The organism is Flavobacterium cerinum (assembly GCF_024496085.1).
Lineage (GTDB): Bacteria > Bacteroidota > Bacteroidia > Flavobacteriales > Flavobacteriaceae > Flavobacterium > Flavobacterium cerinum_A.
The window spans coordinates 2,575,293-2,591,924 of record NZ_CP101751.1 but is presented as its reverse complement, the minus strand read 5'-3'; the positions used below and the strand labels follow the sequence as shown (position 1 = coordinate 2,591,924).

The following is a 16,632-nucleotide window of genomic DNA, read 5'->3' as shown; positions in this document are numbered from 1 at the left end:
AACATTTTTATCCGATAGAAGTCATTTCATCCTTAAACCAGACACTACACATCCAAAAAACAAATTAAAAAACATAAAAAAGCCTCAATAATGAGGCCGTCTATTTTACAATACAAGAATAATCTACTACCCTTCAATTATCCTAAATCAATATCGCTATAACTCATAATATCTGTTTTTATATAAAAATAACCCTATTTTTTAAATTATTTACACTTTATATAGTCAAACTTAGTGCCGTACGTAAATTTTCCTTTTTTGACTTCCGAAATATCACAATAGTCCACTTTAAACACTTTTGTCAGTCCGGTTAAACCATGTCTTAAACTTACCTCTAACTGAACGGAAACATTCGGATCTTTTAACAACTCCTCGATATCGATACTCGTTCTGATCCTGATAGCCTGTATTACTTCTTTTCTCATACATACGGGTCTATATGGCGGTATCTTTGAAATCGTATTCAATATTAGCGCTATGGATGTATAACGCGTATTCATAGCTCCATTTGGCGGTATTGGATATTTTCTTAACTCATATAATTCTAATTTGATATCAAATGCGGAGAACCACGATTGATTAACAATCTTAAAGCTATGATATATCGTATCATTATCAAATTCAACTTTTCCTTTACAGATAAAAGGACAGATATTAATCGATGGTTTTAAGAAGAACAGAATGATAAACAAAAAAATAAGAGAGGCTATTACGCTGCATATTATATTTATTACGATCATATAAATGAGAGTACTGTCCACTTGAATTTATTTTTTTGAGTTTACAAAAATGTCAAATTCTAAATAGACTTTCAATATACCATCCATATTTGCCCTTTATTAGTCTTCACAATGTCGATCTTACCATAAAAAACGAAATACTAAAACAAAAAAAACGGCTCCAATGAAGCCGTTCTTATTTATAACTGATTATTTTTTAGTCAAGTGAGTAGTTAATCGTAACGTTAGCCGTTACCTCGATCTCACCAATTGCTAATGTTTCTCTGGACATTTCCGTATCAGCCGACATTTTCATTGCTGTCATATACGGTCTTGGGTAATAAGTAGATGAGTTATCCGTTACTAAAATCGCTTTCCCCATTTTTTGGTTTAAAGCACCTGCATAATCCTGAGCTTTGGCTTTAGCATTTTGAACCGCTTTTACTCTTGCCTGTGATTCATATTCAGCTACTTTAGTCGATCTGAAATCTACTCCGTTGATTACATTAATTCCGGAATCAACTAATCCTAACATCATTGTATCGTATTTAGACAGGTCTTTTAACGTAATAGAGATGGTTTGGTTGGCTACAAAATAATGTTTTTTCTTGTCGTAATCGTAAGTTTTGTTTAACTGTACTTGTTTCGTCTGATAATCCGATTCCGGCAATTTTGATTTTTTCAGGTATTTGATAACCGCATCAATTGCGATATCGTTTTTCTTTTTAACATCAGCGGCTTGTTCGCCTGTATTTTCAACTCCAACATTGATGATTACATAATCCGGGGTTACTTTAATTTTTCCTTCTCCGGAAACAATTATCTGTGGTTGTGTTTTCATATCCTGTGCTTTTGAAACGGTTACCATAAATAAGGCTACTGCGAATAATACTAATTTTTTCATTTTTGTGCTTTTAAAGTTAAACGTTATAAATCAAATCTGATGCCAAAGTTTACAACTTGCCTGTTTTGGCCAGAAAAAACAGAATAATAATCGGTATCGTCAACAATATAACCATTTCCGTATTCGTATATATAATATCCGGTACTTTGGCAATGGTAATCATATACCCTCCAATTGCACCGCCGAAATGTGCCACGTGTCCTATATTATCATTTTTCGCCTTCATCCCGTAAATCGAATACAACAAATAGCCTATTCCGAACAGATAAGCCGGAACCGGTATAATAAAATACAATCCCAATGTCATATCCGGGCGCAACAATATAGCCGAATATAATATTCCCGTAACAGCTCCCGATGCACCTATAGCTCTGTAATAATAGTCATCTTTATGAAAATAGAGTGTTAAGAGGCTTCCGCAAAGCAAACTTCCGATATAGATAATTAAAAAGGACAACTCTCCCAGATAATTAAGCACCACATCTCCGAAAAAGTATAGTGTGATCATATTAAAAACCAGGTGACCAATATCGGCATGTAAAAAAGAGGAGGTCACCATTCGGATTTGTTCTCCTGCACGGATACTTCCGATATGAAATTCATATTTTCTAAAAAACGAAGGATCTTTCCATCCTTTTAAACTTACAAACACGTTTATCGCAATAACCAATAACAATACCGGATTCATTCTCTTTCAATATTTTCTTTGTGTAAAAATACACATTGTTTGTTTAGTTAATGTTAATTTGGAATGGTAAAAATATTTTTAAAAGGTATATTTGTAAAAAATAATTTAAAATGCAGTTTATACTCTATATAATAGCATACCCGTTTTTATGGTGTGTTTCTATACTTCCTTTTCCTGTTTTTTATTTACTCTCCGATTGTGTTTATTTTATCGTATATCATGTTATTGGTTACCGAAAAAAAACGGTACGAGACAATTTAGCCGATACACTACCTCATTTATCGGTAGCGGAACGTCGCCGTATTGAGAAGAAATTTTTCCAGCATATGTGCGATATGTTCCTTGAAATGGTGAAAACCATGACGATATCGGAGGCTGAAATGAAAAAACGTTTTGTTTTTACCAATATAGAGCTCGTGAAAGAAATGGAACGTAAAAACAAAAGTATCATTATGATGTGTGCGCATTATGCTAGTTGGGAGTGGTTAATTATTATAGAAAAATACATTGATTTTGGTACATATGCTGTTTATAAAAAGATTCAGAACAAATACTTTGACAAACTGATTCGCGATATTCGTTCCCGTTTTAAATCTACACTAATTGAGGCAAAAGAAACAGTTGATGTTATCCGACGTAACGAAATCGAAAATAAAAAAGGATTTTACGGATTTGCCAGTGATCAATCACCGCAGCTACACCGCACTAATTATTTTGACACTTTTATGGGCATTAATGTCCCTGTATTTACCGGAGCGGAAATGTTAGCCAAAAAACTTGATCTGTCATTAGTCTTTGTAAAAGTACAAAAGGTTAAACGAGGCCATTATCAGGCTACTTTTGTTCCTTTAGCCGAAAATCCAAAAGAAATACCTAATTATGAAATCACTTCAACCTATTTAAGAATGGTTGAAGAACAAATCTATGAAGCTCCCGAGTTTTATCTTTGGACGCACAAGCGTTGGAAACACCGCGACAAACAATCGGAACGATCACCAAGAATTAAAAAAGCCCTGAATTAATCAGGGCTTTATTTTTTTATAATCGGAACCAGCTTTTTACCATTTCCTTTTCGGAATGTTGTGCTTGTTTATGAATAAACTCATTTGATGTTTTGTTATACTCATAATCTTTACTCCACTCCTTATGATTTTCGGCCAGTGCCTGAATACTATTGCATACATATTCTACCTCATCGGTTGTGGTCGTCGGGTGAATTGACATTCTGATCCATCCCGGTTTTTCAATCAGATCACCGGAAGTAATTTTATCGGTCAGATAATGTGACGTTTCCTGATCTACATGTAACAGATAATGTCCGTATGTTCCGGCACAACTGCAACCGCCTCGTGTTTGAATACCAAACTTATCGTTTAATATTTTTACGCCTAAGTTAAAATGCAAATCGTCAATATAAAAAGAAACAACACCTAAACGATCTTCATGCTGCCCGGCCAGAATGTTAATATTCGGTATGTTTTTTAAACGGGCAAAAACCTGTTCGATGATTTCATGTTCTCTTTTCAGGATATTATCAATCCCCATCTGTTCTTTTAGCTTGATTGCTAAAGCCGTTTTAATCACCTGAAGAAAACCGGGTGTTCCGCCATCTTCACGTTCTTCGATATTGTCCAGATATTTGTGTTCACCCCATGGATTAGTCCAGCTAACAGTACCACCACCCGGACAATCCGGAATCATATTTTTATATAATTTTTTATTAAAAACCAAAACACCTGAAGTTCCGGGGCCTCCTAAAAATTTATGTGGTGACATAAAAACGGCATCCAGATAGCCTTCCGGATTATCCGCCGGATGCATATCAATTTTTACATAAGGTGCAGAACAGGCAAAATCGACAAAACAAACACCGTTATATTCGTGGATCATTTTAGCAATGTCATAATACGGAGTTCGAATTCCGGTTACATTGGAACAAGCTGTAACAGAAGCAATTTTCAAGGTTCTGTCTTTATATTCTTCTAACAACGAACGGAAGCTATCCAAACAGATTAATCCCTGTTCGCAAGCCGGAATTACTTCAACCGTTGCAATAGTTTCCAACCAGGAAGTCTGATTCGAGTGATGCTCCATATGCGAAATAAATACCACCGGTTTTTTCTCATCCGGTATCTGTGTGTATTTCTGTAGATTTTCAGGAACTTTTAATCCTAAAATTCGCTGGAATTTATTGATAACACCTGTCATTCCGGAACCATCCACGATCAATACATCGTCCTGATTACTGTTTACATGGTGCTTAATAATATGACGGGCTTCATGATAAGCCATTGTCATAGCAGTACCGGAAACCGTAGTTTCCGTATGGGTATTGGCAACAAACGGACCAAAATCATTAATCAGCTTTTCTTCAATCGGTCGATACAAACGTCCGCTGGCAGTCCAGTCGGTGTAAATAATTTTCTGTTTTCCGAAAGGGGATTCAAATTCCTGATCAATCCCGATAATGTTTTTTCTGAACTGCTGGAAGTATTCTTCTAATGTTGTTGGTTTCGTCGCTGTTGTTATCATTATAAAAACTATTGAATTGCAAATTTATAATTTATAAACACTTAAACTGTTAAAATAAACCCTGAAATTATATTGTTATCCATAATGACCATAAAAAAAGATGAAAGCCGAAACTTTCATCTTTTCCCTTTTTTGAAATATAGAACTCGTGTGTTTACTTTTTTAGGATTTTGGCGCGATTGTACTCATAATTCATTTGCGCAATATTGAGTACCGATATACTTTGCGGACATTCTACTTCACAGGCTTCCGTATTCGAACAATGACCAAAATCTTCGGCATCCATCTGGTGAACCATTTGAAGCACCCGATGATCTCTTTCTTCTTTTCCTTGCGGCAGTTTTGCTAAATGTGTGATTTTAGCCGATGTAAATAAAGCGGCACTTCCGTTTTTACAGGTTGCTACACAAGCTCCGCATCCGATACAAGCCGCTGAATCAAAAGCAGATTCGGCTGTATCATGGTTAATAGGAATACTGTTTGCCTCCGGTGCCTGTCCGGTATTAACCGATACAAATCCGCCGGACGAAATAATTCTGTCAAATGCACTTCGATCGACTTTCAGGTCTTTTTTAACCGGGAAAGCTTTGGAGCGAAACGGCTCTATAACGATTGTTTCTCCATCTTTAAATTCTCTTAAATGCAACTGACAAGTTGTTGTGTTTTTTAACGGACCATGTGCTAATCCGTTTATCATCACGCCACATTGTCCACAGATTCCTTCCCGGCAATCATGATCAAATTCTACGGGTTCTTCATCCGAAAGCACCAGTTGTTCGTTGAGTGTATCCAACATTTCCAGAAATGACATATGTGGGTTCACATCTTCCAGCCGGTAATCGACCAAAGTACCTTGTGAATCTTTATTTTTTTGTCTCCAAATTTTCAAGTGTAACTTCATAATCTTCTCCCATTAATTATTTGTAGCTTCTCACAATCGGTTTTACATTTTCAAACTCCAATTGTTCTTTATGTAACTTCGGTTCGTTATCCTTTCCGGTCCATTCCCAGGCGGAAATAAACTGAAATTCTGCATCATTTCGCATCGCTTCCCCATCCGGAGTCTGATATTCTTCCCTAAAATGAGCTCCGCAGGATTCATTTCGGGTTAACGCATCATAACACATCAATTCGCCTATTTCCAGATAATCGGCTACGCGTCCCGCTTTTTCCAATTCGCTGTTAAGAGTATCCGTTTTTCCGGGAATATGAACGTTTTCATAAAACTCATTTCGAAGTTTCCCTATTTCTTCAATGGCATATTTTAAACCGGATTCATTACGCGAAAGTCCGCAGTAATCGTATAACAATTTTCCCAGTGCTTTATGGTAATAATCCACTGTTTTATTCCCCTTTGAATTGATAAAACGATTCAATTGTGCTGTTACATTCTTTTCTGCTTCTTCAAATGCCGGATGATCGGTTGCTATTTTTCCGGTATGAATTTCGGTCGAAAGGTAATTTGCCATTGTATAAGGTGCGATAAAATAACCGTCAACCGAAGCCTGCAATAACGAATTAGCTCCAAGTCGATTGGCTCCGTGATCGGCAAAATTGGCTTCGCCTAAAGCAAAAAGTCCCGGAATTGTGGTCATTAATTCATAATCCACCCAAAGTCCACCCATAGAAAAGTGAGCCGCCGGTGAAATCATCATTGGTTCTTTATACGCATCGATACCCGTTATTTTCCGGTACATATCAAAAAGGTTACCGTATTTTTCTTTTATTTTAGCAGCACCTTGTTCGCGAAGCGCTTTAGAAAAATCCAGATAAACCGCATTTTTTAAAGCGCCAACGCCAAAACCGGCATCAATTCGCTCTTTTGCAGCACGTGATGCTATATCTCTCGGCGCCAGATTTCCGAAAGCAGGATAACGTCTTTCCAGATAATAATCTCTTTCTTCTTCCGGGATAGCATTGGCCTGACGTTGTTCATTCTCTTTTAACGGTACCCAAATACGTCCGTCATTTCGAAGTGATTCCGACATCAATGTTAATTTAGATTGATAATCGCCCGATTGCGGTAAGGATGTCGGGTGAATTTGTGTCCAGCTCGGACTAGCCATCAAGGCTCCTTTTTTATGCGCTCTCCAGATAGCCGAACCATTACATCCCATTGCTAATGTCGACAGATAATAGATTTTACCAAATCCGCCGGTTGCCAAAACTACGGCATGTGCCGCATGTCTTTCAATTGCTCCGGTATCCAGATTCCGAACGATAATACCTCTTGCCTTTCCGTCAATTACGACCAGATCGAGCATTTCATGACGGGTATGTAATTGTACAGTTTTTTTACTTACCTGTCGCATTAAAGCCTGATAAGCTCCTATTAACAGTTGTTGTCCGGTTTGTCCGCGGGCATAAAACGTACGACTCACCTGTACGCCACCAAATGAACGATTATTCAGATAGCCGCCATATTCCCTTCCGAACGGAACACCTTGTGCTACCGCCTGATCAATCAGGTTCAAGGAACATTCGGCCATACGGTATACATTGGCTTCACGTGCCCGGAAGTCGCCTCCTTTTAAAGTATCGACAAACATCCGGTATACACTATCACCGTCATTTTTATAATTTTTGGCTGCGTTTACACCTCCCTGCGCTGCAACGGAATGCGCTCTTCTGGCACTATCCTGAAAGCAGAACGATTTTACATTATATCCCATTTCTCCTAGTGAAGCCGCAACAGAACTTCCCGCCAGACCGGTTCCCACAACGATAACATCAATTTTCTTTCGATTCGCCGGGTTTACCAGTTTTGCCGTTTTTTTATAATTAGCCCATTTTTCTTCTAATGGTCCTTTTGGTATTTTTGCATCAATATTCATATTCCATCCGTTTTTATGAATTGATAATTTATTTTGTATTGAGAAAGTAGATATACACCGGAATAATGGCAAATCCAAGACTTATAATCACTGAATATCCTATTCCGATATAGCGAAACCATTTTACAAATTTGGGATGAAAAACACCCAATGTCCGGATAGCACTAAAAAAACCGTGCAACAAATGATATCCCAAAGCAATCATTGCTAATACGTAGATCACAACATACCACCATTCCTGATAAGTTGCCACAACGAGTGTGTACAAGTCTCTGTTACCGTTTGTATCGAGCGGCAAACTTCCGAACTTGTATTCGTACCAGAAGTTTTTAAAATGAATTATCAGAAATACGAGCAGAATTGTCCCCAATACGCCCATATTCCGACTATACCATTTACTGGCTCTTCCTCTGTTATCGTTTTTATACGATCCGCCCGAATTCTTATTCTTTATTGTAATAATCAATGCATACAGCGCGTGCAGTATGATTGAGGTATACAATACGTAGGAGACCATTTTAATAAACAGATTTCCGGATAAAAAATGAGAGTAAGCGTTAAATTGTAAATGTGCTTTTTCGGCCGGTAAGAACAACTGAAGGTTTCCCAACAGGTGAATGATCAGAAAAAAACATAAAAACAATCCCGTCATACACATTAGTATTTTTCTTGAAAGTGATTGCATGCGCTATATTTTTTAATTAATAATAACCAATAATTTTCATCCATAATCCGCCTACGGTCATATAGATGAGCAGTAAAATCAGTCCGGTTTCCAATCCCCGGAGCCACCAGTTTTTTAAGTCGACATAACCACTTCCGAAGAATACCGGTGCCGGGCCATGTCCGTAATGGGTTAATGTTCCGTATAAAGAACCTATAAATCCTAACATAAAAGCCAGTAAAAGTCCCGGAATGCCCAGCGAAACGCCCACTCCCAATAACGCTGCATACATCGCCGCCACATGCGCTGTTGCACTGGCAAACATATAGTGACTGAAAAAATAAACCAGCACAATTACCGGAAAGGCAATCTGCCAGCTTAAGTCACCGATCTGTACTTTTACTAAGTTACTAAACCATCCGATAAAACCCAACTCATTTAATGAACTGGCCATCATAACTAAAACCGAAAACCAGACAATTGTATCCCAGGCTCCTTTTTCCGATTTAATATCTTCCCAGGTTAATACAGAAGTCAGTAATAACATGATCAACCCTAAAAATGCAGTTGTTGTAGCATCGATTGAAAATAAATCGCCCGTGATCCATAAAAATAACAATAGGAAAAAAGCCAGCAGCATCAACCATTCATTACGGCTAACCGGTCCCATTTCTTTTAGTTTCTTAGCAGCCATTTGCGGTGCGTCGCCTGTTTTTTTCAGTTCCGGCGGATATAGTTTATACAATACAAAAGGAATAACAAAAAAAGAAACCAGACCCGGAATAATCGCAGCTATCGCCCAGGACATCCATGAAATTTTTATACCCAAATCAGCTGCAAATTTCTGACACATCGGATTACTTGCCGTTCCGGTTAGAAACATAGAAGACGCAATCAGGTTCATATTATAACTGTTCAATGTCAAATACGATCCCAGTTTTCGATGCGTTTCAGGTTTATCCGGTTCGGAACCAAAACTAATCGCCATTGATTTCATGATCGGGTAAATGATACCGCCGCCACGAGCCGTATTACTCGGAATGGCCGGAGCCAGACACAAATCCGCTAATCCCAAACCATACGCTAATCCTAATGAACTTTTTCCGAAGATGCGGATAAATAAAAAGGCAATACGATTTCCTAATCCGGTTTTAATAAATCCTCTTGCAATAAAAAAGGAGATCCCGATTAACCAGATTACTTTATCTCCAAATCCCCGTAAGGCCAGTGTAATGGATTTACCGGCTTCACCGGGTGCCAATACCTGCGAAAATGCCGTGATTCCTATAGCGATCATACACATCGTTCCCATAGGAGCCGCTTTCAGAATAATTCCTAAAATCGTGGCTACGAAAATGGCAAACAAATGCCAGGCTTCCGGGGTTACCCCTTCCGGTTGCGGAATCAGCCAAAGTACAATCCCGACAGCCAAAGTGATAAAAACCCTGGTAATGTTGACTTCTTTCATAATGAATGGTTTTGTTTATATTAATACTTCCTAAAGACGGCTCTGTACTTGTAATAACAACAAATTATTATTATGTGTGGTGGTATCATCAATCGTGTGTTTATAACGATCGATCTGTAATCCCAGCTGGATACGGGCACCGTAATCTTTCAGGAATTCAAATCCTAACATCGGTACCAATGATTGGCGAACATTCGAATTAAGTCGGAAATTGCTATCCAGGTATTCATAACGGCAGGAAAACTCGATAGCACTGAGTTTTTTATATTTAATTTCATACCGGAGGTTCGGTAAAAAATAAAATCCCCTGATCTGATAATTACTGATATAAGGCGTTCTTTCTTCAACCGGTAATGAAAAATAGAGATTGTGGTTAATTGCCTGTTTGGCTTCCATCTGGGTTTCAAAAAACAAACGATCGCTTAATTCGAAATCGGCTGTAAGATCGGCTCCGAAGGCATATACTTCTTTTTTAAAAACTTCTCCTATTCCGGCATTCAGTCCTAAATTGACATTGTTCTTTTTGGATAATCCCATGACGATCCGGGTCGAATATTGTTTTCCGTTATCTTTATCCATTTCCTGATTCCGGCCATTTCCGTTCACTACCGAAAAGGCGTAAGTAAACGGTACTTTTCCGACATCAAATACACCGCTCAAAGCAGCTCCGATCTGAAAACTGGTCCATCCGTTTTTTCCGAATTCATAATATTGATTTGAAAAATCCATCGACTTGATAATGTCTACCGGATACGTTTCTTCAATACCGAACCAGGGACGAAATTGTCCGACTGTAATCCCAAAATGTTTATTGAAAGTATATTTAAGATACGCATTCTCAAGTACCTTATTTTTCGGATCGGATTTAAAATCGGCCAGATTCACCAATGCAACTACTTCGGTACGTTCGGATATTTTGGCTCTGACCTGAGCCCGCATTCTTTTAATATCAAACGAATTTTGTGTGACATCACCATCAGAATGATGTAAACCGTTTAAATCAACATTCTCGGTAAGACCAACTAAATAACGTGCCTGAAAAAGTCCTTTAAACTGAACCTGAGGGTATTTGATCTGCGGTTTGGAAGGTTGGGACACACTTGTACTGTCTATACTTTGTCCCCATAAGACTATTGGAAATAAAAAAACAAATAAAATACTGGTTAATAACGAATTAGTAGTTTTAATTTCCATAGTGAAGAATTTAGGGCCTCGATAGATACTACGTATTTACCTTACAAGGGAAATTGTCGTCACTATAAAATTAACAAAAAAATTATAAAAAAATACCTTACAAAATATTTTTTTTCAATTCTTCCGCTTTACTGTTAAAAATACAACATTCCGTTACCCCTAAATCAATATACTAGCGATTATAAAACCGAAACGGATTAATGAAGCAGCTCCACAACAGTTAGCCGGTTCCCATATAAATCCCGGCAATGAAAAAACGTACTTTCGGGTGTAATCATCAGTTCTTCGATGATTTCGACATTGTTGCTTTTCACATAAGAATAAAGATCCTCACAATTATTCGTATAAATAACAATTGTGGGTTGTCCGCCGGTTTGCTTTCCTATAAGAGCCGATTGCACCGGATTGTCGGCTTTTAAAAGCCATATCCCTACCGTATCGTTATCTGAAAAACCGATGTGTACATAACGTTGTCCATCAGGCATAGTTGCATCATATAGTTTTTTACAGAAAAAATTTCTGCGGTAAAAATCAAATGCTTTATCATAATCTTCCACTAAAAGAATTACTCTTCCTAAACTGACTTTCATAATTATTGTCGTTTTAACCGGTCTTCTAAATACAGTGCTGTTTCACTGCTTATATTATGGTAGTGTTTATTACTTTGCTCTTCCAGTCGGTCTGTAAACAATATTCCGTGTAAATGATCGGTTTCATGCTGGAAGATTACCGCTGTAAAACCCTCTATTATTTCTTCTTTTTTATTTCCTTTTGTATCTTGATAGGTCAATCGGATCGTATAATTGCGGTACACTTCTCCACTACGGTCCGGAATCGACAAACAGCCTTCATTTCCTTTTCGCAATAATTTAGAACGCCAGATAATCACCGGATTGATATAGGCTTCAAACGGCTCTCCTTCTTTATCAAATCGTTGAACCCAGATTACGTTTCGATTAATCCCCACTTGTGGTGCGGCAATTCCTACTCCGCCTTCTTCCGGATCGGTTACCGCCTGATACATTCTTTCCAATAATACCTGTAAATCTTTATCATTAGGACTGATATCTTTTGAAGCCGACTTTAATATAATCAACTCCGAAGGTTCCGTAAACTGAATTACCTTCATTTTTTGCTTGCCGTTTCCTGCATGGATAAGCGCCTTCTCTTCTTTTGTAAAATGTTGTGCTGTAGCGGTCATACCAACAAAAATAAACAACAATCCGTAAATTTTTTTCATTTCTAAAATTAAGACATTATTTTTACCTGTAGCGGAATATTAACGGATTTAAAGTTAATCGGATTCCGTTAAATTACAACTGATTTGGAAAAAAATATCAACATAAAGCGCTTATATCAACCTGTTCAACCTATAATAAGGCCCGCTTTCGGCCATGTAAAATATCAGGAATTTAAACCCGATATACGACTTTCTCAATATATTTATTGTTACTGGGAATTAAAAACCGAGCAGCAATTGGAAGCGGAATTTCATTACAGAGTGGTTGCAGACGGTTGTATGGATATTTATTTTGAACTGAACAATCCGATCGAAAGTTATGTAATCGGTTTTAGTAAAAACTATACCGAATTCCCTTTGGATACGACCTTTCATTATATTGGTATTCGTTTTTATCCGGCGATGTTTCCGCTGCTTTTTCATATTAATGCCTCCGAACTGACCGATCGCTATGAATTACTGGAATTGATACTGCCAGAAAAAGCCGCTTTTATCAAAAACCATTTTAATCCGACATTAGATCTCGTTACTATCCAGTCCCTATTAGATCATTTTTACCTGAACCGGATTAATCAACATGGTGTTAAACCCGATTTCCGTTTTTTTTCTGCTATGGATCATATTCTGAAAAACTCCGGAAATATAACTATTGAAGGCGATCTCAATACCGGTATCAGTTCGCGGCAATTGCGTCGCTTGTTTGCGTTTTATGTAGGCGATTCGACCAAAACGTTTTGTAAAGTGATCCGTTTTCAGAACATTTTATACCGCCATCCTCAAACCGAAAATAAAGAGCCGAATGCATTTCTGGATTTTGGTTATTATGATCAAGCTCATTTTATTAAGGAATTTAAAACCATGTATGGTGATACGCCAAAAAATGCTTTAAAAAAATAAGGATCCGGTCACTTCAATAAATCGGAAAAGGACATTTACCTACCCAAAAGGACAAAACGGAGCATTTTGTAAAGCCTTGATAAAAAGGGCTTAACTTTAATTATGTACCGGTACGACTATAATGATTTTTATAACAACTCTAAAACTAAAAATTATGAGAAATGTATTCCTTTTTATTTTTGTTGCCTTCTTGTCCTTTGCCTGTGAAAATGAAAATGCAGCAACAAAAAACGGTGATGCTCTTGAAACAAAAGACAGTACTTTTAGGATCGTGACACAATCGGAATATGACAATGCTTCGATAACGGAGCAAAAGTTGTATGATAATATAAAAGCTGCTGCTGACGCATTGATGGATTTAGATGAAAAGTATACAGCTGTAATTTCAATTAATCAAACAAATCTTTCCGATCCCTATTCCGGAATTATTATTTTCCAGGAACCGCATTCTGATGCTGTCAGAATCAAATATATTGAAAATAGCTGTACAATATGTGGTGTTTCCAGTGCCTATAAATGTTTAAAAGAATTACGAGAAATTGAATCCGACACATTTGATATTCATGTTAGTAGAAAAGGAAGTTGTGTTATTTTAACATGGGAAACTTAACGAAAGAAAACGGCGTATTTTTCGGAGCAAACATAAATTGTCCGTTTTTTACAATTTTTTCAGGTAATGAAACCGGAACTTTGTCAAAATAACATGTTCTTTATAGAACTTAAAACAAAATTCTATGAAATTAAATTCCGGCATTATTACGACTAAGTTGGCAGAAAGTAAAGCATTTTATACTTCCGTATTGGGGTTTGGTATTACTTTCGAAAATGATTTTTATTTGTTACTCCATACACCCGATCAGCAATATGAAATCAGTTTTCTCCTTCCCGATCATCCGTCACAACAACCATTGTTTCAATCTCCTTTTACCGGAAATGGAATTTACCTGACACTTGAAGTCGATGATGTAGACAGTGTTTACCTAGATATTCAAAGTAAGGCAATTCCTATTTCGATTGAACTTCGGGACGAACCTTGGGGCGATCGCCATTTTGCAATTACAGATCCTAACGGAGTCGGAATTGATATTGTTACCTATTCCGGAACATAAAGCCCGTATAATTTTGTAACTTTATGAGTCAAAATCATTTCAGATGAGCACCCATAACTTCAAAACCGTCGGCGAATTTGAACCACAGGAATCCGTTTTACTAATATGGCCGTTGTTTCAATATGCCACAGCTTCCAAAGAATACGATGTCGAAGCCGTTACTATTTCGGTCATTTCTCTTCTAATAGACAATGTGAATATTATTGTTTCCTGTTATGATGAAACTACACAGGAACGGGCTAAACTGGAATTGAAAAATCATACTATTGCTATCGAAAAAATTCAATTTATGATTTTTCCTTCTGAGTTTATCTTTCCCAGGGATTTCGGAGCTGAGATACTGGTAAATGATCAAGGTGAACATGCTGTTGTTGATTTTAATTTTGACTCATATGGTATTCTGCCGAATAATCATCCGATTTCTAAAAAAATGGAAGAATATGATCGGGCGCATGCCAAATTTATTGCTGTTGAAAGATTAATATTCACGCGACTAACCAGTGAAGGCGGCGATCGGGAATTTAACGGTAACGGCATACTGATGACAATTGAAGATACCGAAGTAAACAAACGTAATAAAGGCTGGACTAAAGAGCAGGTAGAAGATGAATTCAAGCGCATTTTCAATCTCGATAAAATAATTTGGTTACCCTATGCTACTTATGACGATGAGGATATGCATGCCGGACCGATACCCGACGAAAACGGTGAATTTCTAGCCTATCGCTCCGCTTCAGCTAACGGTCATATCGATGAAATGTGTCGTTTTGTAAATCGGGATACGATTCTAATCGCACATATTCCGATGGAAGAAGCACTACAAAATCCTATTCATGCCCTCAATAAAGAGCGATTGGATCTTGCTTATACTACACTGATTAAAGAAACGGATCAAAGCGGATCTCCTTTTAAGGTGATCCAAATGCCGGTTCCCGAACCGATTTATATAACCGTTAAAGAAGGCGATGAGGTATACGAAAGTTATCAATTCCCTTATGACTTGCTTCATGGCAAACTAAAAGACGGTAGTCCGTTTCCTAAAGAACGGATGAAAGTACTTCCCGCACTCAGCTATTGTAATTTTCTTATTACCAATAATCTTGTTATTGCTCAAAAATATTATCGGGAAGGTATGCCTTACATCATAAAAGAAAAAGATGAAACAGCTTTAAATATTCTGAAAAGTGTTTTTCCGGATCGAAAGGTGATAGCCATCGATTCTATCGCATTAAATCTATGCGGCGGCGGAATTCATTGCCATACGCGAAATGTTCCTAAAAGCTGAAAATCCGAAAAAATTTAGGCTATCGAAATTTATACATAAATTAACATCCGTCAATACACTCCTATTCTGATAAACATTTAAATTTGAATATATTTCGATTCAGTTTCTTTACTATGCCTATCCGAAAAGCAACCTTAGCCGACAATGATAAAATCCAGGATTTACTGGCTCAAATGGGTTATCCGGATACCGGAGATTTCATCCGCAAAAAAATAGAACTTTTAATAGCGCATCCCGATGAAGTACTATTGGTTTATGAAGAAGCCGATACTGTACTGGCCTTTATTTCCATCCATTTTATTCCACAATTAGCATTGGAAGGCGATTTTGCCCGTATCAGTTATTTTGCTGTCGATCAAGCAGCACGAAGTAAAGGAATCGGAAAAGAAATGGAATCGTATTGTGTAAAACTGGCAAGAGAAAGAAATTGTGATCGTATTGAACTGCATTCCCATTTCAGAAGGACGAAAGCACATCAATTTTATGAACGCCAGGGCTATACAGAAGTCCCAAAATACCTGGTCAAATCACTTAAATAATATTATATATGAAACAACGCTTGTTAGTCGATATGGACGGTGTTCTCGCCGATATATACGCCCAGCTTATTGAATGCGAATACCAGGATCTCGGAATCCGTCAATCCATTGAAAAAATGAACGGAACATCTGAAGTTGATACCTTTAAAAATGCACTTAAATATATTTATGCCGACGGTTTTTTCAGAAACTTACCGGTTATGGACGGAAGTGTCGAAATCTTAAGACAGTTGAATGAAAAATACGAACTGTTTATCGTAACGGCAGCCATGGAATTTCCGAACAGCCTTATTGATAAGTTTTATTGGTTGGAAGAACATTTTCCGTTTATCCACTGGAAACAAATCGTAATGTGCGGCTCTAAAACAGTTGTAAAAGGCGATATCATGATTGACGATCATTTTAAAAATCTGGATTATTTTGATGGAAAAGGGCTTCTCTTTACACAACCTCATAATCTTTCCGGTAACGATCGTAACCACACTCGTGTCAACAGTTGGTATGATGTAGCAAATATTTTATTATAAAATACTTAAACTGTCACCATAATCACGTCGGT

18 protein-coding genes are annotated in these 16,632 nt (G+C 37.3%); 7 read left to right on the top strand and 11 right to left on the bottom strand.

Features of this window, described 5'->3' with window-relative positions; all coding sequences use genetic code 11:
• Positions 1–206: 206 nt before the first annotated feature.
• The 3 genes from NOX80_RS11620 to NOX80_RS11610 form a co-directional block, all read right to left on the bottom strand.
• Complete coding sequence (locus tag NOX80_RS11620) at positions 207–740, bottom strand: hypothetical protein (RefSeq protein WP_256549955.1); 534 nt, start codon at positions 738–740, stop codon at positions 207–209.
• Positions 741–936: 196 nt separating this feature from the next.
• Positions 937–1,623: an SIMPL domain-containing protein gene (locus NOX80_RS11615; protein ID WP_256549954.1), complete on the bottom strand. Its 687-nt coding sequence runs from the start codon at positions 1,621–1,623 to the stop codon at positions 937–939.
• 49 nt (positions 1,624–1,672) lie between these two features.
• On the bottom strand, positions 1,673–2,311 hold the full coding sequence (locus NOX80_RS11610) for a rhomboid family intramembrane serine protease (RefSeq protein WP_256549953.1): 639 nt from the start codon (positions 2,309–2,311) through the stop codon (positions 1,673–1,675).
• Between the two features lie 110 nt (positions 2,312–2,421).
• Here NOX80_RS11610 and NOX80_RS11605 point away from each other — a divergent pair, with 110 nt between their 5' ends.
• Complete coding sequence (locus NOX80_RS11605; protein WP_256549952.1) at positions 2,422–3,333, top strand: lysophospholipid acyltransferase family protein; 912 nt, start codon at positions 2,422–2,424, stop codon at positions 3,331–3,333.
• 16 nt (positions 3,334–3,349) lie between these two features.
• Here NOX80_RS11605 and NOX80_RS11600 read toward each other — a convergent pair whose 3' ends face one another.
• The 8 genes from NOX80_RS11600 to def form a co-directional block, all read right to left on the bottom strand.
• Complete coding sequence (locus tag NOX80_RS11600) at positions 3,350–4,843, bottom strand: aminotransferase class V-fold PLP-dependent enzyme (protein WP_256549951.1); 1,494 nt, start codon at positions 4,841–4,843, stop codon at positions 3,350–3,352.
• Between the two features lie 154 nt (positions 4,844–4,997).
• Positions 4,998–5,744: a succinate dehydrogenase/fumarate reductase iron-sulfur subunit gene (locus NOX80_RS11595; RefSeq protein ID WP_256549950.1), complete on the bottom strand. Its 747-nt coding sequence runs from the start codon at positions 5,742–5,744 to the stop codon at positions 4,998–5,000.
• Positions 5,745–5,760: 16 nt separating this feature from the next.
• Positions 5,761–7,677, bottom strand: coding sequence for a fumarate reductase/succinate dehydrogenase flavoprotein subunit (locus NOX80_RS11590; RefSeq protein ID WP_256549949.1), 1,917 nt, complete (start codon positions 7,675–7,677; stop codon positions 5,761–5,763).
• 28 nt (positions 7,678–7,705) lie between these two features.
• Positions 7,706–8,362, bottom strand: coding sequence for a succinate dehydrogenase cytochrome b subunit (locus NOX80_RS11585; protein WP_256549948.1), 657 nt, complete (start codon positions 8,360–8,362; stop codon positions 7,706–7,708).
• 16 nt (positions 8,363–8,378) lie between these two features.
• Entirely contained in the window at positions 8,379–9,809 is a 1,431-nt protein-coding gene (locus NOX80_RS11580) for an anion permease (protein ID WP_256549947.1), read from the bottom strand.
• 30 nt (positions 9,810–9,839) lie between these two features.
• The gene (locus tag NOX80_RS11575; protein WP_256549946.1) at positions 9,840–11,003 is read right to left on the bottom strand and encodes a porin; all 1,164 of its coding nucleotides are present in this window, start codon (positions 11,001–11,003) and stop codon (positions 9,840–9,842) included.
• A gap of 197 nt (positions 11,004–11,200) precedes the next feature.
• Positions 11,201–11,593 carry a VOC family protein gene (locus NOX80_RS11570; protein ID WP_256549945.1) on the bottom strand — a complete coding sequence of 131 codons (393 nt, stop codon included), beginning with the start codon at positions 11,591–11,593 and terminating at the stop codon, positions 11,201–11,203.
• Positions 11,594–11,595: 2 nt separating this feature from the next.
• Positions 11,596–12,243: a peptide deformylase gene (gene def, locus NOX80_RS11565; RefSeq protein ID WP_256549944.1), complete on the bottom strand. Its 648-nt coding sequence runs from the start codon at positions 12,241–12,243 to the stop codon at positions 11,596–11,598.
• Positions 12,244–12,327: 84 nt separating this feature from the next.
• Here def and NOX80_RS11560 point away from each other — a divergent pair, with 84 nt between their 5' ends.
• From NOX80_RS11560 to NOX80_RS11535, 6 genes are all read left to right on the top strand, one after another.
• A complete protein-coding gene (locus NOX80_RS11560; RefSeq protein WP_256549943.1) occupies positions 12,328–13,140 on the top strand; it encodes an AraC family transcriptional regulator in 813 nt (270 codons plus the stop codon).
• Positions 13,141–13,294: 154 nt separating this feature from the next.
• Entirely contained in the window at positions 13,295–13,750 is a 456-nt protein-coding gene (locus NOX80_RS11555) for a hypothetical protein (protein WP_256549942.1), read from the top strand.
• Between the two features lie 124 nt (positions 13,751–13,874).
• Positions 13,875–14,249 (top strand): VOC family protein, encoded by a 375-nt coding sequence (locus NOX80_RS11550; RefSeq protein WP_256549941.1) that lies wholly within the window; start codon positions 13,875–13,877, stop codon positions 14,247–14,249.
• Positions 14,250–14,292: 43 nt separating this feature from the next.
• Entirely contained in the window at positions 14,293–15,534 is a 1,242-nt protein-coding gene (locus NOX80_RS11545; protein ID WP_256549939.1) for an agmatine deiminase family protein, read from the top strand.
• 83 nt (positions 15,535–15,617) lie between these two features.
• Positions 15,618–16,073 (top strand): GNAT family N-acetyltransferase, encoded by a 456-nt coding sequence (locus tag NOX80_RS11540; protein WP_256549938.1) that lies wholly within the window; start codon positions 15,618–15,620, stop codon positions 16,071–16,073.
• 8 nt (positions 16,074–16,081) lie between these two features.
• Positions 16,082–16,600: a 5' nucleotidase, NT5C type gene (locus NOX80_RS11535; protein ID WP_256549937.1), complete on the top strand. Its 519-nt coding sequence runs from the start codon at positions 16,082–16,084 to the stop codon at positions 16,598–16,600.
• The last annotated feature ends 32 nt before the right edge of the window (positions 16,601–16,632 follow it).